Genomic DNA, 26,299 nt, shown 5'->3' with positions numbered 1-26,299 from the left:
CCGGTCAGATTAATCAACCGGGGCAGTGTAACGGATGACTACGCCGATTGCCGCGCCTGAAGGCTTCGCCCGGCCAGCAGTGATAACACACCATCAATCACCCGAGGGTCGGCCAGCACTCGCTGATGGCCGCCGGTTTCCAGACGCAGCAAGCGGCTGTCGAACCAGGATTCGTGGATCAGTCGGGATTCCTTGACCGGGACGAAAGTGTCGTCCTCGGCATGTACGATCAGGCCTGGCATATCCAGTTGATAGTGGGCGACATCGAGCGTGGCTGCGCGCATGCCAACGTCCTGCTCGACTTGACGAATGAACGCGGAACGAGCTCTGGGTGGCATACCGACGTAGCGGGCGAATCCGCGCAAAACACCAAGGATTCGCGCCGGAGCGGCGATGCTCACCAGGGTTTCAGTGCGCAAGCCCAATTGCACGGCGAGCATGGCGCTGGCACCACCCATGGAGTGGCCAATGACCGCTTGCAACGGTGGCAACTCTGCAGCGGCCTCAAGCATCGCACGAGCGAACAACACCACATTGGCTTCGCGCCCCGGCGAGCGGCCGTGGGCCGGGCCATCCAGCGCGACTACGGTGTAACCCGCTTCGACCAGCGCCGTGATCAATGCGGCAAACTGGGTGGGCCGCCCTTCCCAGCCGTGCATCAGCAAGACAGTCGGGCCTTGCCCCCAACGGAGGGCCGAGAGACCGAAACGCAACGTGATGCGCTCGGATTTCTCCAGCAGCGGCAATTCCCAGTCCCGCGGCGCATTCGCGCGCGGCGTCATGAACGCCAGCCGCATTTTGCTCGCCACCAGTTTCGGTGCAAACCAGCCCAAGGTGCCATTAACGCCACGAACCCACTTCAACGTGCTCATCGCTCTCTCCTCGGGCTTGTAGCCTTCAGGTCAACGCACCGCCGACTTGGCAGCGCGCAGCAATCGATCGGATAAATCCCCAGGGCCCAACGCCCTCGCGAGCGCCAGACCACCTACCATCAAGGCCACGTCGGCCAACGCTTTATCGGTGTCTTCCGGCGTTGCGGCCAACTGCGCAATCATCAATTCCAGGTGTTCGTTCAATGCGATCCGGAACGCTTCTGGCAGACGGCCCAGCTCACCAATGGAGGCCGGAATCGGGCACGCCGAATCGCTGGAATCGCGATGTTTGCGCGACAGGTAGAACGCAGCCACCAGGGCGCGGCGCTCTTCACCGGTCAGTTCGCTGTCCATGTCCGCAATCAGGTCGCGACGGCGACCGAGCAATTGCTTGAACGCCTCGAGCATCATTGCGTCCTTGCTTTCGAAGTGTGCGTAGAAGCCACCGACGGTCAGGCCGGCAGCGCCCATCACTTCGCCCACGCTCGGTTCAGCGGGGCCGCGCTGGATCAGTGCAGCGCTGGCGGCCTTGAGAATGCGTTCGCGGGTTTGAGCTTTCTTGTCGTTCATCGTCGCCTCCGAATATTACGATAGCAATATTATTCTCATAATAATATTCCGCAAGTCACAAGCGTGACCGCTGGTCTGAAGCACAGTGTTAAGGAAAAAGAGGATTTGGCCAAACGCCAGACAAACAAAAGGGCCATTCAATAATTGAATGACCCTTATAAAATCCCGCAGAGCGGGTAATCGTGGCGTCCCCTAGGGGACTCGAACCCCTGTTACCGCCGTGAAAGGGCGGTGTCCTAGGCCACTAGACGAAGGGGACACAAACCTTCTATACAACTGATCAGCGCTGAGTACTGATCGATTCAAGGCCGGTGTGGCCAGACCTTGAACTGTAAATTGGTGGAGCTAAGCGGGATCGAACCGCTGACCTCCTGCATGCCATGCAGGCGCTCTCCCAGCTGAGCTATAGCCCCGGATTTTTCGCCTCTCGGCGGAGCGACATCTTGCAACATCGCTTCTGTAAAACTGGCGTCCCCTAGGGGACTCGAACCCCTGTTACCGCCGTGAAAGGGCGGTGTCCTAGGCCACTAGACGAAGGGGACGCAAACCCTTCTATACAACTGATCAACGCTGAGTGTTGATCGCTTCGAAGCCGGCGTGGCCAGGCTTCGAAGTGTAAATTGGTGGAGCTAGACGGGATCGAACCGTCGACCTCTTGCATGCCATGCAAGCGCTCTCCCAGCTGAGCTATAGCCCCTCATCGTTGATGTCATCGCTGAGGACGGGGCGAATCTTAAGGGCGTATCGAAAGGCTGTCAAACTTATTTTTGAAAAAATTCAAAATTTTTTGTCGGCATTACAATCACTTACCGCCCTCCCCCCGGAAATTCGGGAGAAAACGCCGAAGGACGGGATCAAAAGATCCTGACCTGCGGCGCATCCTGCAGAGTCAAACCCAATCAGGCGATGGCGCCCAACAGCTTTTCCCACTCTTTGTTTTCTTTCTTCGACACGCCGCCCAGCAGGTCAATCGCCTGGCGCAGACGGAAACGGGTCAGGTCCGGCCCGAGGATTTCCATCGCATCAAGCACCGACACCGAGCTCGCCTGACCGGTGATCGCCGCAAACATCAACGGCATCGCATCACGCAGCTTCAGCTCGAGGGATTCGACCACCGCCTGAATCGTCGCGGTGATGCTGTCCTTCTCCCACTGACGCAGGCTTTCCAGTTTCCACAGGATCAACTGCATCAGTTGACGAACCTGATCACCCGAGAGCTTTTTCGACTCGAACAGCTTGGCATCCGGATTCACGCCACCGGCGAAGAAGAATCCGGCCAGCGGTGCAACCTGGCTGAAAGTTTCGACACGGCCCTGAACGTGCGGCGCGATCTTCATCATGTATTCAGAATTGAACGCCCACTTCTGTACACGAGCAGCGAACTCTTCGACCGGCAGATCACGCAGCCACTGGCCGTTAAGCCACGACAGCTTCTCGATGTCGAAAATCGGCCCGCCCAGCGACACACGCTTGAGGTCGAAGTTGTCGACCATTTCCTGCAGCGAGAACTTCTCGCGCTCGTCCGGCATCGACCAGCCCATGCGGCCCAGGTAGTTGAGCATCGCTTCCGGCATGAAGCCCATGCGCTCGTAGAACGTCACCGAGGTCGGGTTCTTGCGCTTGGACAGCTTGCTCTTGTCCGGGTTACGCAGCAGCGGCATGTAGCACAGCTGCGGTTGTTCCCAACCGAAGTATTCATAGAGCAGGATCAGTTTCGGCGCCGACGGCAGCCATTCTTCACCGCGCAGCACGTGGGTGATGCCCATCAGGTGATCGTCGACCACGTTGGCCAGGAAGTACGTCGGCAGGCCGTCGGTCTTCATCAGCACCTGCATGTCCATGCGATCCCACGGGATCTCGACGTCGCCACGCAGCATGTCCGGCACCACGCAGACGCCTTCGGTCGGCACTTTCATGCGGATCACGTGGGGTTCGCCGGCAGCCAGGCGACGGGCGACTTCTTCCTTGGACAGCAGCAGCGCACGGCCGTCGTAACGCGGGGTTTCGCCGCGCGCCATTTGCTCGGCGCGCATCTGATCCAGCTCTTCGGCGGTGCAGAAGCACGGGAAGGCGTGGCCCATGTCGACCAGTTGCTGGCAGTACTTCTGATAGATGTCGCCGCGCTCGCTCTGACGGTATGGACCGTGCGGGCCGCCGACGTCCGGGCCTTCGCTCCAGTCGATACCCAGCCAGCGCAAAGCGTCGAAGATCTGCTGTTCGGACTCGCGGGTCGAACGCAACTGATCGGTGTCTTCGATCCGCAGGATGAACTCACCGCCGTGCTGCTTGGCAAAGCAGTAGTTGAACAGTGCGATGTAAGCGGTACCTACGTGGGGATCCCCGGTAGGCGATGGCGCGATGCGAGTGCGGACGGTGGTCATGGCATGTCTCGAAAAGAATGAAAAGCAAAGAACAATCAAGCGGCGAATGGTAACAGGCGACACCCGCCCCGCTCCAGCGGGCAGGGCATTTAAGCCAAGGTTGCGTCTGGAACGCCCGTTGGTCGTGATGAATGGCCGATTATCAACAGACGGCATTTACCGCTCATCGGCTGTATGCCAGATTCGCCTGCTGATAACTTTCCTTACAATTCCTCGACTACAGTTTGCCCATGCCTGCCCAACTCAAGCGTCGCCTGTTCATTTTCCTGTTGCTGGTCCTGTTGATTGCCGGGGGCTTTTTCGCCCATTGGTTTTTCAAGGGCCGCTTTTATGAAAGCACCGACAACGCTTATGTCCAGGGTGAAATCACCCGTGTGTCGAGCCAGTTGAGCGCGCGTATCGACGAAGTGCTGGTGCAGGACAATCAGCACGTGGAAAAAGGCCAACTGCTGATCCGTCTCGAAGGCAATGACTTTCGCCTTGCCGTCGATCGGGCCAACGCCGCCCTCGCCACCCGCGAGGCCGAGCGCCTGCAAGCCCAGAGCAAACTGACCCAGCAAGCCAGCCTGATCGCCGCCAGCGACGCACAGGTGGCCAGCACCCAGGCGACACTCGGCCGCTCGCAGGTGGATTTGTCGCGGGCAGAAACCCTGCGCAAACCCGGCTACGTTTCCGAGGAGCGTGTCACCACCCTTTCTGCCGAAGCCCACATCGCCCGCTCGCAAGTGGCCAAGGCGCAAGCCGATGCCCAGAGCCAGCGCCAGCAGGTCAATGCACTGACCGCCGAAATCAAACGCCTCGACGCGCAGATCGCCAACGCCCGCGCCGACCTTGCCCAGGCCGAACTGAACCTGACCCGCAGCGAAATCCACGCACCGATCAGCGGCCTGATCGGCCAGCGCGCCGCCCGCAATGGGCAAGTTGTGCAGGCCGGCGCCTATCTTTTGTCGATCGTTCCGGACGAGGACATCTGGGTCCAGGCCAACTTCAAGGAAACCCAGATCGGCCACATGCAACCGGGACAGAAGGCCGAGCTGATCTTCGATGCCTACGGCGATACGCCGATCGAAGCGCGGGTGGACAGCCTGTTCGCGGCCTCCGGCGCGCAGTTCAGCCTGTTGCCGCCGGACAACGCTACCGGCAACTTCACCAAGGTCGTGCAGCGGATTCCGGTCAAGTTGACCTTCAAGGCCGATAACCCGCTGCACGGCAAAATCCGTCCGGGCATGTCGGTCACCGCAACCGTGAATATCAAAGACGCCCCTGACAATGGCCGGTGACCAACTGATCCGCCCGGCCGGCGAACCGACCCGGCGGGACTGGATCGCCGTGATGAGCGTGATGCTCGGCGCCTTCATGGCGGTGCTCGACATCCAGATCACCAACTCATCGCTCAAGGACATTCAAGGCGCCCTGTCGGCGACGCTGGAAGAAGGCTCGTGGATTTCGACGTCTTATCTGGTGGCGGAAATCATCATGATTCCGCTGACCGCCTGGCTGGTGCAGTTGCTGTCGGCCCGGCGGCTGGCGGTGTGGGTTTCGCTGGGTTTTCTGATTTCGTCGCTGCTGTGCTCGATGGCCTGGAGCCTGGAAAGCATGATCGTGTTTCGCGCCATGCAAGGCTTCACCGGCGGCGCGCTGATCCCGCTGGCGTTCACCCTGACGCTGATCAAACTCCCCGAACACCACCGGGCCAAAGGCATGGCCATGTTTGCCATGACCGCCACCTTCGCCCCGTCCATCGGCCCGACCCTCGGCGGCTGGCTCACGGAAAACTGGGGCTGGGAGTACATCTTCTATATCAACATCCCGCCGGGACTGATCATGATCGCCGGGCTGATGTACGGCCTGGAGAAGAAAGAAGCGCACTGGGAACTGCTGAAAAGCACCGATTACACCGGCATTCTCACGCTGGGCGTCGGCCTCGGTTGCTTGCAGGTTTTCCTTGAGGAAGGCCATCGCAAGGACTGGCTGGAATCGAATCTGATCGTGACGCTGGGCAGCATCGCCCTGCTGAGCCTGATCACCTTCGTGATCGTGCAGATCTCCAAGCCCAATCCGCTGATCAACCTGGGCATCCTGCGCAACCGCAATTTCGGTCTGTCGAGTATTTCCAGCCTCGGCATGGGCGTCGGGCTGTACGGCTCGATCTATCTGTTGCCGCTGTACCTGGCACAGATCCAGAACTACAACGCCCTGCAGATCGGTGAGGTGATCATGTGGATGGGCGTGCCGCAGCTGTTTCTGATTCCGCTGGTGCCGAAGCTGATGAAATTCGTCTCGCCAAAATGGCTGTGCACGATCGGTTTTGGCCTGTTCGGGCTGGCGAGTTTTTCATCTGGCGTGCTAAACCCGGATTTCGCCGGGCCGCAGTTCAATCAGATCCAGATTATCCGCGCCCTCGGTCAACCACTGATCATGGTGACCATTTCGCTGATCGCCACGGCTTACATCCTGCCGCAGGACGCGGGCTCGGCGTCAAGTCTGTTCAACATTTTGCGCAACCTCGGCGGCGCCATCGGCATCGCCCTGCTTGCGACGTTGCTGGACGCGCGCACCAAGACTTACTTCGATTACTTGCGTGAAGCGGTGGTGCCGACCAATCCGCAGGTGGCCGAACGCCTGGCGTCGATGACCGATCGGTTCGGCAGTGACACGGCGGCGCTGGGCAAATTAAGCGAGATCGTTCATCAGCAGGCGCTGATCATGGCCTACAACGATGCGTTTCATTTTGTCGGGATTGCGTTGGGGATCAGCATGTTGGCGATCTTGCTCACCAAGAAACTACCCGCCGGACTGAAGGCCGGCGAGGCACATTAACCTTGAGCGGACGCAGAGCGTCCAGGACCGCATTCCCACGCAAAGCGTGGGAACGATCCGTTAAACGGCCAACAGCCGCTCACGCAACTTTGCAATTTCGTCGCGCATCTGCGCCGCCGCTTCGAACTCCAGGTCGCGGGCCAACTGGTACATCTTCTCTTCAAGTTGGCGGATGCGCTTGGTGATCTCGCTCGGCGAGCGCAGTTCGGCTTCGTACTTGGCGCTCTCTTCGGCGGCCTTGGCCATGCCCTTGCGCTTCTTGCTGCGCGAACCGGGCACGGTGGCGCCTTCCATGATGTCGGCGACGTCCTTGAACACACCCTTGGGCGTGATGCCATTGGCCAGGTTGAAGGCGATCTGCTTGTCGCGACGGCGCTCGGTTTCGCCGATGGCGCGCTCCATCGAACCAGTCATGCGATCCGCGTAGAGAATCGCCCGGCCATTGAGGTTACGCGCCGCCCGGCCGATGGTCTGAATCAGCGAGCGCTCGGAACGCAGGAAACCTTCCTTGTCCGCGTCGAGAATCGCCACCAGTGACACTTCCGGCATGTCCAGGCCTTCACGCAGCAGGTTGATCCCCACCAGCACATCGAACGTGCCGAGACGCAGGTCGCGGATGATTTCGACCCGTTCGACGGTGTCGATATCGGAGTGCAGATAACGCACACGAATGCCGTGGTCGGCCAGGTAATCGGTCAGGTCTTCGGCCATACGCTTGGTCAGCGTGGTGACCAGCACCCGCTCCTCCAACGCCACCCGCTTGGTGATTTCCGATAAAAGATCGTCGACCTGAGTCAGCGCCGGGCGTACTTCAACCTGCGGATCGACCAGACCGGTCGGTCGCACCACTTGCTCGATCACCCGACCGGCGTGCTCGGCTTCGTAGTTGCCGGGCGTGGCCGAAACGAAGATCGTCTGCGGGCTCACCCCTTCCCACTCGTCGAAACGCATCGGCCGGTTATCCAGCGCCGATGGCAGGCGGAAACCGTATTCCACCAGTGTTTCCTTACGTGAACGGTCGCCCTTATACATCGCGCCGACCTGCGGCACGCTGACATGGGACTCGTCGATCACCAGCAACGCGTCGGCCGGCAGGTAATCGTAGAGGGTCGGCGGCGGCGCGCCAGCCGGACGGCCCGACAGATAGCGCGAGTAGTTCTCGATGCCGTTGCAGTAGCCGAGTTCGAGGATCATCTCCAGGTCGAACCGGGTGCGCTGCTCCAGCCGCTGGGCTTCCACCAGTTTGTTGTTGTTGCGCAGGTATTCCAGGCGCTCCTGCAACTCGACCTTGATCCCCTCGATGGCGTCGAGCAAGGTTTCCCGGGGCGTCACGTAGTGGCTCTTCGGGTAAAAGGTGAAGCGCGGCAGCTTGCGGATGACCTCACCGGTCAGCGGGTCGAACGCGGAAATACTTTCTACTTCGTCATCGAACAGCTCGATCCGGATCGCTTCGAGGTCGGATTCGGCCGGATAAATGTCGATCACGTCGCCGCGTACCCGAAACGTCGCCCGGGCGAAATCCATGTCGTTGCGGGTGTATTGCAGGTCGGCCAGGCGCCGAACCAGCGCACGCTGATCGAGCTTGTCGCCGCGATCGACGTGCAAGACCATTTTCAAATAGGTTTCCGGGCTGCCCAGACCGTAGATGCACGACACCGTGGTGACGATGATCGCGTCCTTGCGCTCAAGCAAGGCCTTGGTCGCCGACAGCCGCATCTGCTCGATGTGGTCGTTGATCGACGCATCCTTCTCGATGAAGGTGTCGGACGACGGCACATAGGCTTCGGGCTGGTAGTAGTCGTAGTAGGAAACGAAGTACTCGACGGCGTTGTTCGGGAAGAACGACTTGAACTCGCCGTACAACTGCGCAGCCAGGGTCTTGTTCGGCGCCAGCACCAGGGTCGGACGCTGCACCTGGGCGATCACGTTGGCGATGCTGAAGGTCTTGCCCGACCCGGTCACCCCGAGCAGCGTCTGGTGCGCCAGCCCGGCTTCGATGCCTTCGACCATCTGGCGAATGGCTTCGGGTTGATCGCCGGCGGGGTCGAAACGGGTGACGAGCTGGAATTCAGACATAAACACCTCTGGAGTCGCGACGCCGACGACAAAGCGCAGGCCCACGAGAAAGACCGCAAACGACCGATGTCGCGCAAGGAAAAACGAAGATTGTGCTGAATGTGGAGCCGATTGCCTCGCCTTTCAAGGCAAACGTCCTACATCCGGTAAAGCTTCTGACAAATCCATTCGACTAACGGTCGAGAAATAATCGGAAAAACTTACCTTAAAAGCCGATTCGCCTGTCGCCATTGATCGATGATGGCCTCTATACTAGCTCCCCGTTTGTGCACCGCTCTAGTGCATTCGGCTGGAGCGCCACACGTCCCTCCACTCTCCATTAGAGCTGCCGTAAAAATGAGCCTGTTCTCCGCTGTCGAAATGGCACCCCGCGATCCAATCCTGGGCCTCAACGAAGCATTCAACGCCGATACCCGGACCAATAAGGTCAATCTCGGGGTGGGTGTGTACTGCAACGAAGAGGGGCGAATTCCACTCCTGCGCGCCGTCATCGAAGCCGAAACCATTCGCGCCGCTCAGCACGCCTCGCGCGGCTACCTGCCAATCGACGGCATCGCCGCTTACGATCAGGCCGTGCAAAAGCTGCTGTTCGGCAATGATTCGCCACTGCTGGCAGCTGGTCGCGTTGTCACCACTCAGGCCGTCGGCGGGACCGGCGCACTGAAAATCGGTGCCGACTTCCTCAAGCAACTGCTGCCGAATGCCGTTGTAGCGATCAGCGATCCGAGCTGGGAAAACCACCGCGCGCTGTTCGAAACCGCCGGTTTCCCGGTGCAGAACTACCGCTACTACGACGCCGCCACCCACGATGTGAACCGTACCGGCCTGCTGGAAGACCTCAACGCCCTGCCGAACGGCTCGATCATCGTGCTGCACGCCTGCTGCCACAACCCGACCGGCGTCGACCTGAGCCCTTCGGACTGGAACAACGTGCTGGAAGCGGTCAAGGCCAAAGGTCACGTGCCGTTCCTCGACATGGCTTACCAGGGTTTCGGTGACGGCATTGCCGAAGACGCCGCTGCCGTGCGCCTGTTCGCCGAATCCGGCCTGACCTTCTTCGTGTCGAGTTCGTTCTCCAAGTCGTTCTCGCTGTACGGCGAGCGCGTCGGTGCGCTGTCGATCGTCAGCGAATCGAAAGAGGAAAGCGCCCGCGTCCTGTCGCAAGTCAAACGCGTGATCCGCACCAACTACTCCAACCCGCCGACCCACGGTGCAAGCGTGGTCGCCGCCGTGCTGAACAGCCCGGAACTGCGCGCCCAGTGGGAAGCCGAACTGGCCGAGATGCGTCTGCGCATTCGCGGCATGCGCGAGCAGATGGTTGCTCTGCTGGCGAAGAAAGCCCCGCAGCGTGACTTCAGCTTCGTCGGTCGTCAGCGCGGCATGTTCTCCTACTCCGGCCTGACCACCGAACAGGTTCACCGCCTGCGCAACGAGTTCGGCATCTACGCCCTGGACACCGGCCGCATCTGCGTGGCCGCGCTGAACCAGAGCAACATCGAAGCCGTGACAGACGCCATCGTTCAGGTCATCTGATCCGGCGCCGCACTGAAAACGGGAAGCCTTCGGGCTTCCCGTTTTTTATTTGTCTGAAGAAATGCCGCTACACCCTCTAGACTGCACAAAGACGATATTTCAGAGAGCCGACATGAAAAACGATGACCTGCGCGCCGACCGCGATGAGCTGGACTACTATCCACCCCGCACCTCGGGCAAACGCGAAAAGAGCCTGGTGCTGCAAGTGGCGGCCGGGGTGTTTCTCGGCGGACTGGCCTTGTGGCTCGTGCAACTGGCGGCCACGGCGTTGTACGCAAAACTGCTGATGGGGACCTTTACCTTCGGTGGCTGAAAGCCGTTCGGTAAAAAAATCACGCCAATGCTTGACTAGTCTTTTTAAATCAGTAACATACGCACCAATTCCGCAATAGCTCAGTTGGTAGAGCAAGTGACTGTTAATCACTGGGTCCCTGGTTCGAGTCCAGGTTGTGGAGCCAAATACAGAGCCCCTGAATCGAAAGATTCAGGGGCTTTTTTGTGGGCATTGAAAAAGTCGGCGCCATAAAAAGGGCCGATCAGTTTCGCAACTGATCGGCCCTTTTCTATTCAGCAACAGCGGTCAGACGTGCTCGCTGCTCTTGGCGTGTACCTTTGGCGCGCCATGAACGTGATCCGAATCCGGATCGATCACCGGCACTTCATTGCCATCGCAGTCATGCAGCTTGCCGTCGCTGAAGTAGTCGCCTTCACGCAGCGCTGCCAGATCGCGATAACGCAGGGTCCGCTCTTCTGCCGCCGCAAACACCGACTGCTGATCCGAGTTGCCCGCCGTGAAGTGATTGAACGCCAGGTTCAGCAGAATCGCCATGATCGCCGACGAGCTGATGCCCGAATGAAAAATGGTCGCGAACCAGCTCGGGAAGTGATCATAGAAGTTCGGTGCGGCAATCGGGATCATGCCGAAGCCGATCGAGGTGGCGACGATGATCAGGTTGACGTTGTTGCGATAATCGACCTTGGACAGCGTGCGGATACCGCTCGCCGCCACGGTGCCGAACAGCACGATACCGGCACCACCGAGTACCGAGGTCGGCACCGCTGCGATGACCCGGCCCATGAACGGCAGCAGGCCGAGGATCACCAGGAAGATACCGCCGGTGGCCACCACATAACGGCTCTTGATCCCGGTCACCGCCACCAGCCCGACGTTCTGGGCGAAGGCGCTCTGGGTGAACGAGCCGAAGATCGGCGCAAACATGCTCGACAGCATGTCCGCCCGCAGGCCGTTGCCCAGACGCTTGGAGTCGACCTTGGTGCCGATGATTTCACCGACTGCCAGGATGTCTGCCGAGGTTTCCACCAGAGTCACCATGACCACAATGCACATCGACAGGATTGCAGCGAAGTGGAAGGTCGGCATGCCGAAATGGAAAGGTGTCGGGAAGCCGAACATCGGGCCCTGGGTGACGTTGGAGAAGTCCGCCATGCCGAGGAACACCGCCAGCACCGTGCCGATCACCATGGCCAACAGGATCGACAGACGCGAGATAGTGGAGCTGCCGACTTTGCTCAGCAGCAACACCAGCACCAGCGTGACCGCCGCCAGACCGATGTTCTGCATGCTGCCGAAGTCAGGCGCGTGACTGTTGCCGCCCATGGCCCAACGTGCAGCCACCGGCATCAGCGTCAGACCGATGGTGGTGATCACGATGCCCGTGACCAGCGGCGGGAAAAACTTGGTGATTCGTGAAAACACTGGCGTGATCAGCAAGCCAATCAGCGACGCCGCAATCACCGCGCCAAGCACCGACTGGAAGCCGCCCTCCCCGCCACTGCTGACAATCGCCACCATAGTGGCAACGCCGGAGAACGACACGCCCTGCACCAGCGGCAACTGACATCCGAAAAACGGTAAACCCAGGGTTTGCAGCAACGTGGCCAGCCCCCCCGCAAACAATGAAGCAGCAATCAACAGACCAATGTCCGCAGGCGAAAGCCCGGCGGCCTGACCGATGATCAATGGCACCGCGACGATACCGCCATACATGGTCAGAACGTGTTGCAGGCCGTAAGCCATATTCGCGCCGACCCCGAGATTCTCGTCCTCGGGCCGTTGGTGTGAAACATGGGGCGTTTTCATGGTGGGGGAGTTCCCTGGTTTTTGTTATGCGCACACTGTATGCAAGAGTCAGGACAAATGTCCATAGACTTGTATACAACTTATCAATCACATAATGGTTAGCTAGCCACCCAACCTTCTATCCCGCTGCTTTCATCCCCCACAAATCCGGCAACACATCCTCATTCGAGTCCACGTTTTATCCGCCCAGGCTGAAGTGTTCATGGCGACCGACGGCGCGGCCGCACCCTTTTTTATACATATAAAGTATGCATAGTGAAGTCATTCAAGATTCAGTTCGATAAAAGCAAGAATGCTGCCAACGCATTCGAGCCCAGCGAGCGAGGGCAACTTTGCGCAGAGGTGATCAATGAAGGATGAGTACGATTTCAGCCAAGGTAAACGCGGCGCCATCGCGCCCACCAAGGGCAAGACCCGCATCACCATCATGCTCGATGACGCAGTGATCGAAGCCGCGCGCGAGGTCGCTGAAAGCGAGGGCTACGGCTATCAGACGGTAATCAACAACACCCTGCGCCGCGCGTTGCTCGACAGCCGTGGCGCCACTGAGGAACTCGAACATTCAATCGGGCAATTCAGCGCCACCGACCTCAAGAGCCTCGAGAAAAAACTGTCGGCAGCGGTGAACGAGATCCGGCGGGCGCTGGAGCCGGAGGCAAAACCTTAGGCATCAAACCGGCTGAATCAGGCGCGCCAGCGCCAGACGCGCACCGGGCTGGTGCGGCAAGCGCAGGCCGAACTCCCGTTCCAGCAATTCGATCAGTTCATCGACATCCGTCACTTCACGCCGCTCGCTCTCGGCGCCCATGCGGTGGATCGCGAAACTGCCGTTGTTCAGCGTACGTCGCCAGCCGTCGCCGGTCCGCGCGACCATCAGGCGCTGGGCGAATGGCGAGTCCGGGTGAGTCGAGACGTACCAGTTGCCGAGGGTGTAATCGATGTCTTCCTGGCGTTGCAGGTCAAACAGGTACATTGGCCGCCATTCGCCAGCGACCCTGGCCCGCAGCATGTAGCCATCGGCCTGCACTTCGATGCGATACGGTTCGTGCGGCGTGGATTGCTCGGCGTCGGTATCGAGCACCAGCGGTGCGGTCGGCACCATGCCGCCGAAGCCGACATCGGTGATGTAGCGCACGCCGTCGAGGGTCACCAGACTCAAGCGATGGGTGCGCTCCGTCCAGCTGCCTTCGGGCCGATTAATGACCACACGTCCACTGATGCCCCGCGCCTCGAACCCCAGTTCCAGCAACAGCGCCAGAAACAGATTGTTCAGCTCGTAGCAGTAGCCGCCACGGGCGTCGTTAAAGACCTTGCGTTCGATGGAGGGCAGATCGATCAGAACGGGTTCGCCGCTTAGCGTCGACAGGTTTTCGAAAGGAAAGGCGCCGGTATGGCGCAATTGCAACAGGCGCAGGGTTTCAAGGGTCGGTGCCGGAGGCGCATCGAATCCCAGGCGTTGCAGATACTGTTTCAGATTCGTCAGGCGTGGCTCGCTCATTGCCGGGTCCTTTTGCATGGGCGCGGATCGTTCCGCCGATGGTCGCCATGTATACGGGATCCGGGCATCGAATCGACAATTGAATTAACCAATCACCTTTTTAGCGTCGTTTACGGGAGTCGATGCGAATCCACGTCGGCGCGTGGTCGCTGGCATGCGGTTCGTTGCGCACCCAGGCATCCACACCGGCCTCATGCAGATAAGGGCTCAGCTTGGGATTGAGCAGCAGATGGTCGATCCGCAGCCCGGAGTTCTTCTGCCAGTGCTGGCGGAAATAATCCCAGAAGGTATACAGCCGATCTTCGGGATAAAGATGCCGCAACGAATCCGTCCAGCCCTGATCCAGCAATCGCTGGTAGCACTCGCGGCTTTGCGGTTGCAACAACGCATCCTTGAGCCAGGATCGAGTGTTGTAGATATCCAGATCCGTGGGCACCACGTTGTAATCGCCGGCCAGCACCACCGGGTGATCGCTGCTTTGCAGATCCCGGGCGTAATTGATCAGGCGCTCGAACCAGGCCAGTTTGTAGTCGAACTTCGGCCCCGGTTGCGGATTGCCATTGGGCAGGTACAGGCACCCCACCAACACCCCGTGCACCGCCGCTTCGAGATAGCGACTGTGTTTATCGTCAGGATCGCCGGGCAGACCGCGCCGGCTCTCCAGCGGTTGCGCATCGCGGGCAAGAATTGCCACGCCGTTCCATGACGCCTGACCGTGCCAGATGGCGCCGTAACCGCCGGCCTCCAGATCGGCGGCAGGAAACGCGCTGTCCACCAGTTTCAGTTCCTGCAAACAGACGATGTCCGGCTGCTCGCGCCTCAGCCACTCCAGCAGATTCGGCAGACGGGCCCGCAGGCCGTTGACGTTGAACGTGGCAATGCGCATTTTTTTCATCGTCCGGGTTCCTGCCATTGACCGATAAAAACTGTGACACCAGGCGCACCGCGACGGTTGCGTTGGATCCTCCGTTTACACGCGGTTGCGCAACCATTGCAGGAAACCTTTTTTCGGCACTGTCACCGGTGTTTCTTCCGTTAGTGATTGCGCCTTGTGCAGGCGGAAATCGAGCAGCGCCTTCATCGCGTCGTTGATGTCGTGACGGGCGTCCAGACAAGGTTTGAGATAAGACTTCTCGATGCGATACAGCGCACAGAAGGTCTTGGCGGAGAAGTCGGCCGGCAATGACGTATCGGACAGTATTCCCGCTTCGCCGATCACTTCGCCCGGTCCCATCCGTCCGGACTCGAACGGCGTGCCGTGGCGTTTGAGCGTCACCGAGACCACACCGGATTCGATGATGAACAGGTGATCACTGACCTCGCCGCCCGCAAGAATCACCTCGCCGGCACGGAAAGTTTGCAGGGTCATGTTCTGGCTGAAGGTTTCTTTCTCTTCCTGACGAAGCGTAGAGAAAATCGGCGAGCTGTCGAGCAACGCCCGTGGCCGCGAGAGATTGCTCGACACGCCCGGCTCAACGCTCGACAGCAGATTGACCCCGGACGCCTGCAGGTGCCGGTACGCCAGATCAAACAGCTGATTGCGCACCATACGTTTTTCGCTCATCGAGGCGACAAACCCGCTGATTTCATATTCGGTGCCGGCACTGCTGGAGCTCTTCAGCGCGACACTCGGCGCGGGGCTCTCCAGCAATTGGCGACAGCCCTGCATCGCCCGTTCCAGGGCATCGATCACCGAGCTGGGCCGCGCATGGGGGCTGACCTGCACGCTGACGGCAACCCCGAACATATTGCTCGGCCGGCTGAAGTTGATGATCTTGGCCTTGGCCGCCAGCGAGTTGGGAATCACCGCCATGCTGCCCTGACTGGTTTGCAGGCGCGTGGCGCGCCAGTCGATGTCGGTGACCCGCCCTTCCGTACCGTCGATGGAAATCCAGTCATCCAGTTGATAAGGCTTGGTGGTGTTGAGCACGATCCCGGAAAACACGTCGCTCAAGGTGCTCTGCAACGCCAGACCGACGATGATCGCCAACGCCCCGGACGTCGCCAGTACGCCTTTGACCGGCAGGTCCAGCACGTAGGCCAGCGCCGCGATGATCGCAATCAGGAAGATCACCGCACCCAGCAGATCCTGCAACAGCCGCCCGGTGTGCCCGACCCGCTGCATCATCACCGCGCCGATCAACACTGTCAGGGTGCGCGCGCCGAACAGCCACCAGCCGATCTGCAACCCGGTCGCCGCCAGGTGTAACGGCACGTTGTCGGCCCACGGCGCAGGCTCCATCGGGTTGAGCCCTTCGTTGAACAGCAGAAAGCTGAATAGAGCAAAGATCAGCACCCGTACCAACAGTTTCCACGCACTGCCGTGGGAGCTGATCAGACGCCACAGACCGAGATCGATCAGGATCAGGATCAAGGCGCAAAACAACGGATGATCGGTGAGCAGAGACAGCATCAAACAACTCCGACAGGGGCCAATCGCGAGAAGATCGCACAGATTGGGCTCAGTGTAGGAGTAATTGAATTGGCGGGATGAGCGCCACTGCGCACGCGCAAAAAAAACCGGCAGGCGCGCGTGGCGCCTGCCGGGATTTTCAGCCGTGCATCTGGCCGAAGCGGCCGGACTGGAAGTCGGCGAAGGCCTGGTGGATTTCCTGCTCGGTGTTCATCACGAACGGGCCGTGGCCGACGATCGGCTCGTCAATCGGCTCGCCACTGAGCAGCAGCACCACCGCGTCCTGGCTGGCTTCGAGGGTGATTCGCTTGCCATCCCGTTCGAACAGCGCCAGTTGCCCTTCGCGCATCGACTCCACACCGTTGATCCGGACCGACCCCTTCAACACCACCAACGCCGTGTTACGGCCTTCGTGCAGATCCAGCGAGAGCAACTTGCCGGTGTTCAGTCGCAGATCCCACACATCGATAGGCGTGAACGTGCGGGACGGGCCCTTCTGACCGTCGAACTCGCCGGCGATCAGGCGCAGGCTGCCGGCGCCGTCCTTGAGCGCGATTTGCGGGATATCACTGTCCAGAATGGTCTGGTAACCCGGCGCGGCCATTTTGTCCTTGGCTGGCAGATTCACCCACAGCTGCACCATTTCCAGGTTGCCGCCGGTTCTGGCGAAGTTTTCCGAATGGAATTCTTCATGCAGGATTCCCGAAGCCGCGGTCATCCACTGCACATCACCCGGGCCGATGGTGCCGCCACTGCCGGTGGAGTCGCGGTGCTGCACTTCGCCTTCGTACACGATGGTGACGGTCTCGAAGCCACGGTGCGGATGCTGGCCCACGCCCCGACGTTCGGTGGTCGGGGTGAATTGCGCAGGCCCGGCGTGATCCAGCAGCAGGAACGGGCTGATGTGCTTGCCCAGGTTGTCGTAGGAAAACAGGGTACGCACCGGGAACCCATCGCCGACCCAGTGGCCGCGAGGGCTGGTGTAGATACCGATAAGGTTTTTCATGGTGGACTCCGTCATCAGGTTGATCGTGGGGCCGATCATAAATTCGCTACGTATTTAGCACTAGTCGGACAAAACCGTCCTCATCGTTCTATTAATGGAACGATGAGCAAGCGTGGTGATTCGTGACTTTCAGTCAACAGTACTTTGTGCCGACAGCGGTTTTTCCCAAGGAATCAGACGCGGATACTCCTGCTCATTCCCACTGCAACCCTGGAGTCCTGCATGTCTGTTCCCGCTTTCGGTCTTGGTACGTTTCGTCTGCAAGGTCAGGTGGTCATCGATTCGGTGAGCACTGCCCTTGAGCTCGGTTACCGGGTCATCGACACCGCACAGATCTACGAAAACGAAGCCGACGTGGGCGAGGCCATCGCTGCCAGCGACATCGCCCGCGACGAACTGTTCATTACCAGCAAGATCTGGATCGCCAACTTCGCCAAAGACCGCCTGATTGAAAGCCTCAAGGAGAGCCTGCAAAAGTTGCAGACCGACTACCTCGACCTGACGCTGATCCACTGGCCGTCGCCGGAAGATCAGGTATCGGTCGAGGAATTCATGGGCGCCCTGCTGGAAGCAAAGCGCCTGGGTCTGACCCGGCAGATCGGCGTGTCCAACTTCACCATCGACCTGATGAAACAGGCAATTGCTGCGGTCGGTGCGCAGAACATCGCCACCAACCAGATCGAACTGCACCCGTACCTGCAAAACCGCAAGGTCGTGGAATTCGCCCGGAGTCAGGGCATTCAGATCACGTCGTACATGACCCTGGCCTATGGTGAAGTGCTGAAGGATCCGCTGATCGTACAGATCGCCGAGCGCCTGCAAGCCACTCCGGCTCAGGTCACCCTGGCGTGGGCGATGCAGTCGGGATACGCGGTGATTCCGTCGTCGACCAAACGCACCAACCTGCAAGGCAACCTGGGCGCCACGGCGTTGACCCTGAGCGACGCCGACATGGCGCTGATCGCCACACTGGATCGCAGCCATCGCCTGACCAGCCCCACGGGCATCGCGCCGCAGTGGGACTGACCGGTCAGGCCTGAAGCTGCTGCGCGAGGTCTTGCATGGCCACGCGCAGCAAATCGATGGCGGCCGTCAATGCCGCGTCGGGTTGATCGTCATGGCAGGCTTGCTCAAGTCCTCGACACGCCGAGATCACGCGCTCGGCACCGATCATGTGTGCCCCGCCCGTGACGTGATGCGCCAGATCCCGCAATCCCGCGCGATCACCGTGTCGGCCTGATTCGTCCAGACGCTGCAGGTCGATGCGCAAGCTGCTCAGCACTTCCCCACGCAACTGTTCGATCAGCGGATTGTCGGCGCCTGCCAGTTGCAACAGCGCACTCAGGTCGAACTCGGCCACTGCCGAATCGTCCACGCTGGCGGCCTGCGCGCCCTCCGGTACGGCGGCCATCAGGGCCTGGTTCAATTCGTGCAGCAGCACCGGTTTGAACAGGCAATCGTCCATCCCGGCCGCCCGGCATCGCTGCTTTTCTTCCATCTGTGCATTGGCGGTAAAGCCGAGGATCAGGCAGGGCGCCCTGCCCGTCGCGGCTTCTTCCTGGCGCACTGCTCGCGCCAGCTCGTAACCGTTGAGCCCGTGCATGTTGATATCGGTGATCAGCGCATCGAAGGATTGCCTGCGCCACAGCACCAGCCCCTCTTCACCGCCATCGGAGTCGACGGCGCGATGCCCCAGTTCACTCAACTGCCGACACAACAACAGGCGATTCACCGGATGGTCATCCACGACCAGCACGTTCAGCGACTTCACCGTCGTCGCCACTGGCGGCGGTGCAGCTTCTTGCCCGAGTGGCGCCAGCACAGGCAGCTCCAGGCGCAGCATGAGCTGAGTGCCGCGGTTCAACTCGCTGCTCATCCATAAATCACCGCCCATCATCCGGCACAGGTTGCGACTGATCACCAACCCCAGACCTGAACCGCCATGCGCCACGGACTGATGATCGCCGACCTGTACAAACGGATTGAACAGTCGCTGCTGATCCTCAATGCTGATCCCCCGCCCACTGTCTTCAATGATCACGCCCACTTCAATCAGCCCGTCCCGTTCTGCAAACACACGCAAGCGCAGGCTCACCTCGCCGTTGTCGGTGAATTTGATGGCATTGCTCAACAGGTTCGACAGCACTTGCTTGAAACGCAGGGGATCGAGCATCACCTCGACGTTGCTGAGCTCATCCAGTTCGACATGCCACAACAATTGTTTCTGCCGGGCCAGACCCTCGAAAATCCGACACACCGACACGACCACTTCGCGCAGATTGGCGCGCTCGGGGGCCAGTGACAAATGCCCGGACTCGATGCGTGCGATGTCGAGAATGTCGCCGATCAATGCCAGCAATTGCTGCCCGGCAGTGGACGCGACTTCGATAGCCTGGCGATCGGTCACGCCTTCATCGGCACGTTTGAGCGCCAGTTCGAGCATGCCGGTCAGGGCATTCATCGGTGTGCGGATTTCATGACTCATGGTCGCCAGAAACGTACTTTTGGCACGATTGGCTTCGTCGGCCGCCTCCTTGGCCTCCTGCAACTGACTGAGCCATTGCTGACGCTGGCGGATCTGCCGACGCTGAAAACCGATCCAGCCCAATGCCAGCAACAGCAACCCGGCAGCAACGGCAAACCCGCGCAATATTTGCTCGCGATGACGCTGCCAATAGCTGTCTTGCAGCACCACGTTACGACTCCAGCGTGCGACCAGGCCGTCGATTTCCTGCGGCGCGATGCTCAGCAGTGCCTTGTTCAGAATCGATTGCAACTGAGGCGAGTCGAGCGCCGTGGCCATGGCAACCCGGGCCGGTTGATCGCCCAGCGTGGAGACAATCCGCAAGCGATCGCGGTACTGGTGATCGATCTGGTAACGCGCTACCAGCAACGAACTCAATGTCGCATCAGCCCGACCATCGAGCAGCGCCCGTGTGCCATCGGCCGGGCTCGGCAACTCGATCAGGTTGATCTGCGGCACATGTTCCAGCAGGTAATCACGCAACGGATCGCCGCGATAAAGCGCCACACGCTTGCCCGTCATGTCGTCCAGGCTACGCGGCCCCTGCGCCTTCGAATCGGCAATCAGCACAAAGGGGCTGTTGACGTACGACCGGGTGAACAGCATTTCTGTTTCGCGCTCGCGGCTCAGTGTCATCACAGACAACAGGTCCAGTTTTCCGCTTCTGAGTTGTTCGACCTGACGATCAAGAGACTGACCGCGCACCACCTCGAACGTCAGCCCGCTGCGCTGACTGATCAGGTTGAGCAGTTGGGCCGCCAGCCCACTGAAGCGACCGTCGGCGTCAAAGAACGCGAGTGGCGCAAAGTCATCGACAGCACCGACCCGCACTACCGGATGCTGATCCAGCCATTGTTGCTCGCTGTCGCTCAGGCTTACCCGCGACTGCGCCGCCCTGTCGGCGCGCCCGGCACTCCAGCGCAGCTCCATCGCCAGCCGCTGCTCCATGGGAATCGCCAGCAGGGCTTTGTCGACCAGACGTTTCAAGCGGTTGTTGCTGCGGGTCAGGGCAAAACCGAAGGGGTTGGCGTCCAGGCCCGAGGGCCCGGCCAGTTGCAGGTCGTTTTGAAAATGGGTGTTGATCAGGTAGCTGGCGCTGATGAAATCGCCGAGGTACAGATCATCCCGGCCAAACGCGACGGCGCCGAGGGCATCGAGGATCGATCGATAGCGCTGCAGGGAAGCTTGCGGGTAAGCCTCTTCGATGGTCGAAGCGGGCAGATAGTCGTCCACCATGGCGATGCGTTTGCCGTTGAGATCACTCGGCAACGCCTCATTGAGCCGGGTCAGCCACATCGGCTGATCCTCGGCATAGGCGCGCGACAGCATCAGTTGGGGATCGGCGATTTCGAAGTTGTTCGACGTGCCCAGCAGGTCAAGATCCCCGGCCTTGAGCGCGGCCATGGCGCTTTCGCGGTCGGGATAGCACCAGACCTCGACGGCAATGTTAAGTATCTGGGCGATCGCGTCGGCGTAATCGGCCGTGAGACCTTCCAGTTCATGGCGTTTGCGGGTCAGTTCAAAGGGCGGGTAATCCGGCCAGGAGGCACCGATGCGCAATACCCGGTGCGCGCTCAGCCACTGTCTGTCCTGCTCATCCAGACGAATCTGCACCCCCTCCAGACGGGTGCGGGAGACGATTTCCAGCCTTTGCGCCTCGGAGGCGTGCACTGCGCTTGCAAGCAACAGTATCGACAGAAGCACAACCCGCAGACGACCTATCATGGGGCAACCGATCAAAACAGGCCGTTGCGTTTGACGAACTCTCGCAAGACCACCAGCGAGGTCACTCCGAGTTTCTGCATCAAGCGGGTCTTGTAGGTACTGATGGTTTTGTGACTGAGGTTCATCGCCAGAGCAATGTGCTTGTTGGACTCGCCTCTGGCCAGCTTCAGCATGATCTCCATTTCACGGGTGGACAGAAGTGCGATCAGCTCTCGCTCATCGCGATGCGCTTCGGTTTGCCCGGTATTGACCGCAGGCATTTCGGGGAAGTAGGTATAACCCGACCGCACGGCCTTGATTGCATTTTGCAAATGCTGCATCGAGGCGGACTTGGCGACAAAAGCCATCGCCCCCGCACGTCGGCAGCGCATCAGATAGTGTTCAGGATCGGCCGAGGTGAAAATCACCACCTTGCAGACCAGCCCGACGGCCCTGATGCGCGCCAACACCTCCAGACCACCGAATCCGTTGAGCTTCAGGTCGAGCACGACCAGTTCCGGCGCGTGCTCCCGGAGCATTGGCACCACATCGACACCGCTAGTAGTCACATGAATCGGTTGGTAACCCGCCGACTCCAGAACCAGGCGAAGGGCACCCACCACCACCGGATGATCATCGACGATCAATGCTGAACCCATGACCACTCCCGAGGCGAATACATGCCATGACGCCGCCGATCTTGCATGAACGGGACTATTGGTAGCCGCGCTACAACTGTTGCACGGTGTGAACGCTGGATCACCTGTCAGATCTGACAGTTGTTCGATAGAGCGATCTGTGATTGAGCACCCGATGAGGGCCCAAACGAAGCCTCAACCGAGGTCATCAGCTGCTCGATCGCGCGGATTGAAGGCAGAGGCGCAGGACTGGTGATGATCTTTGCGCCAAAGTGATCGGGAACCCCTGAGGCGTCCGCCGGTTCACCGTAGACCAGCGCCCGCCGGACTTGCGGATGATCAAACAGGAAACCACGAAGATCCGCTATCCCGCCCGCCAGTTCGGCATTGATCACCAGGACATCGAATGGCTCACAGCCGTAATCGACCAGCGTCAGCAGTTCGGCAAGGTTTTGCACCGGGGCAATGCGGTAGTAATCGAGCCCGTTGAACAGGCGCTCGATCTTCATCCGGTGAAAGTGCTGCAAGTCGGCGATCAGGATGCGCAGGGTTTTGTCGGTCAACGTGAAAGTCCGGGTAGTCGCTTCAAGTGGCGGCAAGACTACCCAAGCGCCGAGGCATGCTCTGTAGGACTTTTCCGAAAAAAGATGTCACTCATCCGGACAAAAAAGTTACTCCGTGGTACTCGGACTCCAGAACGCCTGCACCACCAGCGCCGAGGTCGAGATTCGCGCTACCAGCGCATCCAGTTCATCACCGTCCACCGAAGTCGTCGCCAGAGTGGCTTCGATCTCGATTTCATCGGCTCCGAAAGCGTGCACATCGACATCACTGGCCGGGTAATTGCTGCGTTCCAGCTCGGCTTCAAGCAGCGCAAACACGGCTTTCTGCTGCGAACGCCGGGCGATGACGTAAACGATGTTGGTGACTTCCGCCGAGACCACATCGAGCGGCTGACGGTTGATATTGTTGACGATCGGCCGCAGCAAGGTGTTGGCGGCGAGCACGAACAAGGTGCCCAGCACCGCTTCGGCCAGCAGGTCGGCGCCGGCACAGGCGCCGACCGCTGCCGAGGTCCAGAGTGTGGCGGCGGTGTTGAGGCCGCGCACGTTGCCCTCTTCGCGCATGATCACCCCGGCACCGAGAAAGCCGATACCGGACACCACGTAGGCGACCACCCGCACCGCACCTTCGGCACCGGCCAGACGGTTGGCCATGTCGACGAAAATCGCCGCACCGACCGCCACCAGCACGTTGGTGCGCAAACCCGCCGTGCGTTGCCGGTACTGGCGTTCGAAGCCGATCAGGCCGCCGAGGATGAAGGCCGCGCTGAGGCTGACCAGGGTGTCGAGCAAGGAGGTGAGGTTGAGATTGTTGATGGCTTGCATGTCGAACTCCTTGAAACCGCCCCCTTGCTCCCACAAGGGGGGAAACTTGCCTGTTACTGCCAGCCGAACCGGCGGATGTAGAAGCCTTTCACGGCCTGAGTCAGTGCCATGTACGCCAGCAGGATCACCGGCAGGAACACGAAGTACATTGACGGCAGCGCCTGCAATTTGAAGTAGTGCGCCAGCGGTCCCATCGGCAGGAAGATGCCCACGGCCATGATGATTGCGGTCATCACCAGCAACGGCATGGCCGCACGGCTTTGCAGGAACGGAATCTTCGGCGTGCGGATCATGTGCACGATCAGCGTCTGGGTAAGCAGTCCCACGACGAACCAGCCGGACTGGAACAGAGTCTGGTGATCCGGGGTGTTGGCATCGAACACGTACCACATCAAGGCGAACGTTGTGATGTCGAAGATCGAGCTGATCGGGCCGAAGAACAGCATGAAGCGCCCCACATCACCCGGCTGCCAGCGCTGCGGCTGTTTCAGCATTTCGTCGTCAACGTTGTCGAACGGGATCGCGATCTGCGAAATGTCATACAACAGGTTCTGCACCAGCAGGTGCATCGGCAGCATCGGCAGAAACGGAATGAACGCACTGGCCACCAGCACCGAGAACACGTTGCCGAAGTTCGAGCTGGCGGTCATCTTGATGTACTTGAGCATGTTGGCGAAGGTCCGGCGCCCTTCCAGCACGCCCTCCTCCAGCACCATCAGGCTCTTCTCCAGCAGGATGATGTCGGCCGCTTCCTTGGCGATGTCCACCGCGCTGTCCACGGAAATCCCGATGTCTGCGGTGCGCAGCGCCGGCGCGTCGTTGATGCCGTCACCCATGAACCCGACCACATGACCGTTGCCCTTGAGGATGCGCACGATGCGCTCCTTGTGCGACGGCGTCAGCCTGGCGAACACGTTGGTGGTTTCCACCGCCACCGCAAGTTCAGCATCGCTCATGCGTTCGATGTCATTGCCCATCAGCAGGCCTTGCTGGGCCAGGCCCACTTCGCGGCAGATCTTGGCGGTCACCAGTTCGTTGTCGCCGGTCAGCACTTTCACGGCCACGCCGTGTTCGGCCAGGGCCTTGAGCGCCGGCGCGGTGCTTTCCTTGGGTGGATCGAGAAACGCCACGTAACCGATCAGCGTCAGCTCCTGCTCGTCGCTCAGGCTGTAAGTGTCGCGCCCTTGGGGCATCGAGCGGGCCGCCACCGCTACCACGCGCAGGCCTTCAGCGTTGAATGCTGCTGTGACCTGACGGATTTTCGCCAGCAATTCATCGCTCAAGGCTTCGTCCACTTCACCGTGACGAACCCGGCTGCACACCGACAGAACCTCTTCCACCGCACCCTTGCAGATCAGTTGATGCGGCTGACCGCGCCCTTCGACCACCACCGACATGCGTCGGCGGTTGAAGTCGAACGGGATTTCATCGACCTTGCGAAACGCCGTGCCGACCTTCAGCTCACGGTGGATTTCCACGTGCTCCAGCACTGCCACATCCAGCAGGTTTTTCAGGCCGGTCTGGTAGTAGCTGTTGAGGTAGGCCATTTCCAGCACGTCATCGGAGTCTTCGCCCCAGACGTCGACGTTGCGTGCCAGGAAAATTTTGTCCTGGGTCAGGGTGCCGGTCTTGTCGGTGCACAGCACGTCCATGGCGCCGAAGTTCTGGATCGCGTCCAGGCGTTTGACGATGACTTTCTTGCGCGACAGGAACACCGCGCCTTTGGCCAGGGTCGAGGTGACGATCATCGGCAGCATTTCCGGGGTCAGGCCCACGGCAATCGACAGCGCGAACAACAGTGCTTCGGTCCAGTCGCCCTTGGTGAAACCGTTGATGAACAACACCAGTGGCGCCATCACGAACATGAAGCGGATCAGCAGCCAGCTGACTTTGTTCACGCCTTGCTGAAACGAAGTCACCGCGCGATCAGTCGCCCCGACCCGCTGCGCCAACGCACCGAAATAGGTGCTGTTGCCGGTGGTGAGAATCACCGCCACCGCCGTGCCGGACACCACGTTGGTGCCCATGAACAGAATGTTGTCGAGCTCCAGCGGATTGCGCGTATCGCGATCGGCCTGACGCGGGAATTTCTCTACCGGCATCGATTCACCGGTCATCGCTGCCTGGCTGACGAACAGGTCCTTGGCGCTGAGCACCCGACAATCGGCAGGAATCATGTCGCCGGCCGACAGCACGATCAGATCGCCGGGCACCAGCTGTTTGATCGGCAGTTCAGCACGCGGCGCATCCCGGCGCAGCACGGTTGCAGTGTTGCTGACCATCGCTTTGAGCGCATCGGCCGCCTGATTGGATTTGCTTTCCTGCCAGAAGCGCAGCAGCGTCGACAGCACCACCATCGAGAAAATCACGATGGCGGCCTTGAGGTCTTCGGTCAGCCACGAGATCACCGCCAACAGGGTCAGCAGCAGATTGAAAGGGTTTTTGTAGCAATGCCACAGGTGGGTCCACCACGGCAGCGGTTGCTCGTGTTCGACTTCGTTGAGGCCATGCTGCGCACGCAGCACATCGACTTCGAAATCGGTCAGGCCGTCGGTGTGGGTGCCGAGGTTGGTCAGCAGCACGCCGCTGTCGCAATGGGCGGCGTCCACCAGTTTATTGGCCAGAGTGGGCGGCACTTCACGGCTGACCGTGGTGTCGCCGAGGGTTTCCAGCAAGGCCAGGCGACGGAAGTGCCGGGCGATGTGACGGGTCCGCAGGAAGCCTGCGAAAAATTCCTTGAGCGTAAGTTTCATGGCTGTTGCCCCTATGGTCAGC

20 protein-coding genes and 5 tRNA genes are annotated in these 26,299 nt (G+C 60.1%); 7 read left to right on the top strand and 18 right to left on the bottom strand.

Translation table 11 applies throughout. The features are described from left to right. Positions 1-38: 38 nt before the first annotated feature. The 7 genes from AC1MDC_RS18125 to gltX all read right to left on the bottom strand — a co-directional run bounded on the left by AC1MDC_RS18125 (position 39) and on the right by gltX (position 3,823). A complete protein-coding gene (locus tag AC1MDC_RS18125; RefSeq protein WP_085700162.1) occupies positions 39-872 on the bottom strand; it encodes an alpha/beta fold hydrolase in 834 nt (277 codons plus the stop codon). Positions 873-902: 30 nt separating this feature from the next. Further along, positions 903-1,442 carry a TetR/AcrR family transcriptional regulator gene (locus AC1MDC_RS18120; protein WP_011333341.1) on the bottom strand — a complete coding sequence of 180 codons (540 nt, stop codon included), beginning with the start codon at positions 1,440-1,442 and terminating at the stop codon, positions 903-905. 183 nt (positions 1,443-1,625) lie between these two features. Then, a tRNA-Glu gene (locus AC1MDC_RS18115) sits at positions 1,626-1,701 on the bottom strand. Between the two features lie 78 nt (positions 1,702-1,779). Continuing rightward, positions 1,780-1,855 (bottom strand) — tRNA-Ala (locus AC1MDC_RS18110). A gap of 53 nt (positions 1,856-1,908) precedes the next feature. Then, positions 1,909-1,984, bottom strand: a tRNA-Glu gene (locus AC1MDC_RS18105). A gap of 79 nt (positions 1,985-2,063) precedes the next feature. Next, positions 2,064-2,139, bottom strand: a tRNA-Ala gene (locus tag AC1MDC_RS18100). 202 nt (positions 2,140-2,341) lie between these two features. Further along, the gene (gene gltX / locus AC1MDC_RS18095) at positions 2,342-3,823 is read right to left on the bottom strand and encodes a glutamate--tRNA ligase (protein ID WP_085700163.1); all 1,482 of its coding nucleotides are present in this window, start codon (positions 3,821-3,823) and stop codon (positions 2,342-2,344) included. 230 nt (positions 3,824-4,053) lie between these two features. Here gltX and AC1MDC_RS18090 point away from each other — a divergent pair, with 230 nt between their 5' ends. Both AC1MDC_RS18090 and AC1MDC_RS18085 read left to right on the top strand, forming a co-directional pair. Beyond that, complete coding sequence (locus AC1MDC_RS18090) at positions 4,054-5,103, top strand: HlyD family secretion protein (RefSeq protein ID WP_085700164.1); 1,050 nt, start codon at positions 4,054-4,056, stop codon at positions 5,101-5,103. Further along, entirely contained in the window at positions 5,093-6,643 is a 1,551-nt protein-coding gene (locus tag AC1MDC_RS18085) for an MDR family MFS transporter (protein ID WP_480393445.1), read from the top strand. The genes AC1MDC_RS18090 and AC1MDC_RS18085 overlap by 11 nt, the downstream gene beginning before the upstream one ends. Before the next feature lie 60 nt (positions 6,644-6,703). Here AC1MDC_RS18085 and uvrB read toward each other — a convergent pair whose 3' ends face one another. After that, positions 6,704-8,719 (bottom strand): excinuclease ABC subunit UvrB, encoded by a 2,016-nt coding sequence (uvrB, locus tag AC1MDC_RS18080; protein WP_085700166.1) that lies wholly within the window; start codon positions 8,717-8,719, stop codon positions 6,704-6,706. A 336-nt stretch (positions 8,720-9,055) separates the two neighbouring features. On the opposite strand from uvrB, the gene AC1MDC_RS18075 reads away from it, so the two are divergent. The 3 genes from AC1MDC_RS18075 to AC1MDC_RS18065 all read left to right on the top strand — a co-directional run bounded on the left by AC1MDC_RS18075 (position 9,056) and on the right by AC1MDC_RS18065 (position 10,710). Next, positions 9,056-10,252, top strand: a complete 1,197-nt coding sequence (locus AC1MDC_RS18075; protein WP_480393444.1) for an amino acid aminotransferase — start codon at positions 9,056-9,058, stop codon at positions 10,250-10,252. A 112-nt stretch (positions 10,253-10,364) separates the two neighbouring features. Continuing rightward, complete coding sequence (locus AC1MDC_RS18070) at positions 10,365-10,565, top strand: hypothetical protein (protein ID WP_065257405.1); 201 nt, start codon at positions 10,365-10,367, stop codon at positions 10,563-10,565. A gap of 69 nt (positions 10,566-10,634) precedes the next feature. Beyond that, positions 10,635-10,710, top strand: a tRNA-Asn gene (locus AC1MDC_RS18065). Between the two features lie 122 nt (positions 10,711-10,832). Here AC1MDC_RS18065 and AC1MDC_RS18060 read toward each other — a convergent pair. Beyond that, on the bottom strand, positions 10,833-12,353 hold the full coding sequence (locus tag AC1MDC_RS18060; RefSeq protein WP_085703507.1) for a nucleobase:cation symporter-2 family protein: 1,521 nt from the start codon (positions 12,351-12,353) through the stop codon (positions 10,833-10,835). Positions 12,354-12,702: 349 nt separating this feature from the next. On the opposite strand from AC1MDC_RS18060, the gene AC1MDC_RS18055 reads away from it, so the two are divergent. Further along, entirely contained in the window at positions 12,703-13,020 is a 318-nt protein-coding gene (locus AC1MDC_RS18055) for a BrnA antitoxin family protein (RefSeq protein ID WP_480393443.1), read from the top strand. 3 nt (positions 13,021-13,023) lie between these two features. On the opposite strand, the gene AC1MDC_RS18050 is transcribed toward AC1MDC_RS18055, so the two are convergent. The 4 genes from AC1MDC_RS18050 to AC1MDC_RS18035 all read right to left on the bottom strand — a co-directional run bounded on the left by AC1MDC_RS18050 (position 13,024) and on the right by AC1MDC_RS18035 (position 17,270). Beyond that, entirely contained in the window at positions 13,024-13,851 is an 828-nt protein-coding gene (locus AC1MDC_RS18050) for an arylamine N-acetyltransferase family protein (RefSeq protein WP_480393442.1), read from the bottom strand. A 100-nt stretch (positions 13,852-13,951) separates the two neighbouring features. Further along, positions 13,952-14,746, bottom strand: coding sequence for an exodeoxyribonuclease III (locus AC1MDC_RS18045; RefSeq protein ID WP_234204788.1), 795 nt, complete (start codon positions 14,744-14,746; stop codon positions 13,952-13,954). A 75-nt stretch (positions 14,747-14,821) separates the two neighbouring features. After that, complete coding sequence (locus AC1MDC_RS18040) at positions 14,822-16,264, bottom strand: mechanosensitive ion channel family protein (RefSeq protein WP_085700172.1); 1,443 nt, start codon at positions 16,262-16,264, stop codon at positions 14,822-14,824. 139 nt (positions 16,265-16,403) lie between these two features. Continuing rightward, the gene (locus AC1MDC_RS18035; RefSeq protein ID WP_085700173.1) at positions 16,404-17,270 is read right to left on the bottom strand and encodes a pirin family protein; all 867 of its coding nucleotides are present in this window, start codon (positions 17,268-17,270) and stop codon (positions 16,404-16,406) included. A 222-nt stretch (positions 17,271-17,492) separates the two neighbouring features. On the opposite strand from AC1MDC_RS18035, the gene dkgB reads away from it, so the two are divergent. After that, positions 17,493-18,296: a 2,5-didehydrogluconate reductase DkgB gene (dkgB, locus tag AC1MDC_RS18030; RefSeq protein ID WP_480393441.1), complete on the top strand. Its 804-nt coding sequence runs from the start codon at positions 17,493-17,495 to the stop codon at positions 18,294-18,296. A 4-nt stretch (positions 18,297-18,300) separates the two neighbouring features. Here the strand turns inward: dkgB and AC1MDC_RS18025 are convergent, their stop codons facing one another. From AC1MDC_RS18025 to mgtA, 5 genes are all read right to left on the bottom strand, one after another. Continuing rightward, positions 18,301-21,519 (bottom strand): transporter substrate-binding domain-containing protein, encoded by a 3,219-nt coding sequence (locus tag AC1MDC_RS18025; protein WP_480393440.1) that lies wholly within the window; start codon positions 21,517-21,519, stop codon positions 18,301-18,303. An 11-nt stretch (positions 21,520-21,530) separates the two neighbouring features. Further along, the gene (locus tag AC1MDC_RS18020) at positions 21,531-22,157 is read right to left on the bottom strand and encodes a response regulator transcription factor (RefSeq protein ID WP_085700176.1); all 627 of its coding nucleotides are present in this window, start codon (positions 22,155-22,157) and stop codon (positions 21,531-21,533) included. Positions 22,158-22,264: 107 nt separating this feature from the next. Beyond that, positions 22,265-22,699, bottom strand: a complete 435-nt coding sequence (locus tag AC1MDC_RS18015; protein WP_480393439.1) for a chemotaxis protein CheY — start codon at positions 22,697-22,699, stop codon at positions 22,265-22,267. A gap of 108 nt (positions 22,700-22,807) precedes the next feature. Next, complete coding sequence (locus AC1MDC_RS18010; protein ID WP_064594791.1) at positions 22,808-23,524, bottom strand: MgtC/SapB family protein; 717 nt, start codon at positions 23,522-23,524, stop codon at positions 22,808-22,810. 53 nt (positions 23,525-23,577) lie between these two features. After that, positions 23,578-26,277 carry a magnesium-translocating P-type ATPase gene (gene mgtA / locus AC1MDC_RS18005; protein WP_480393438.1) on the bottom strand — a complete coding sequence of 900 codons (2,700 nt, stop codon included), beginning with the start codon at positions 26,275-26,277 and terminating at the stop codon, positions 23,578-23,580. Positions 26,278-26,299: the final 22 nt, after the last annotated feature.

The organism is Pseudomonas sp. 1 (genome assembly GCF_056626735.1).
Note: the sequence above shows the minus strand (reverse complement) of the source record. Positions and strands in the feature narration are given on the sequence as shown.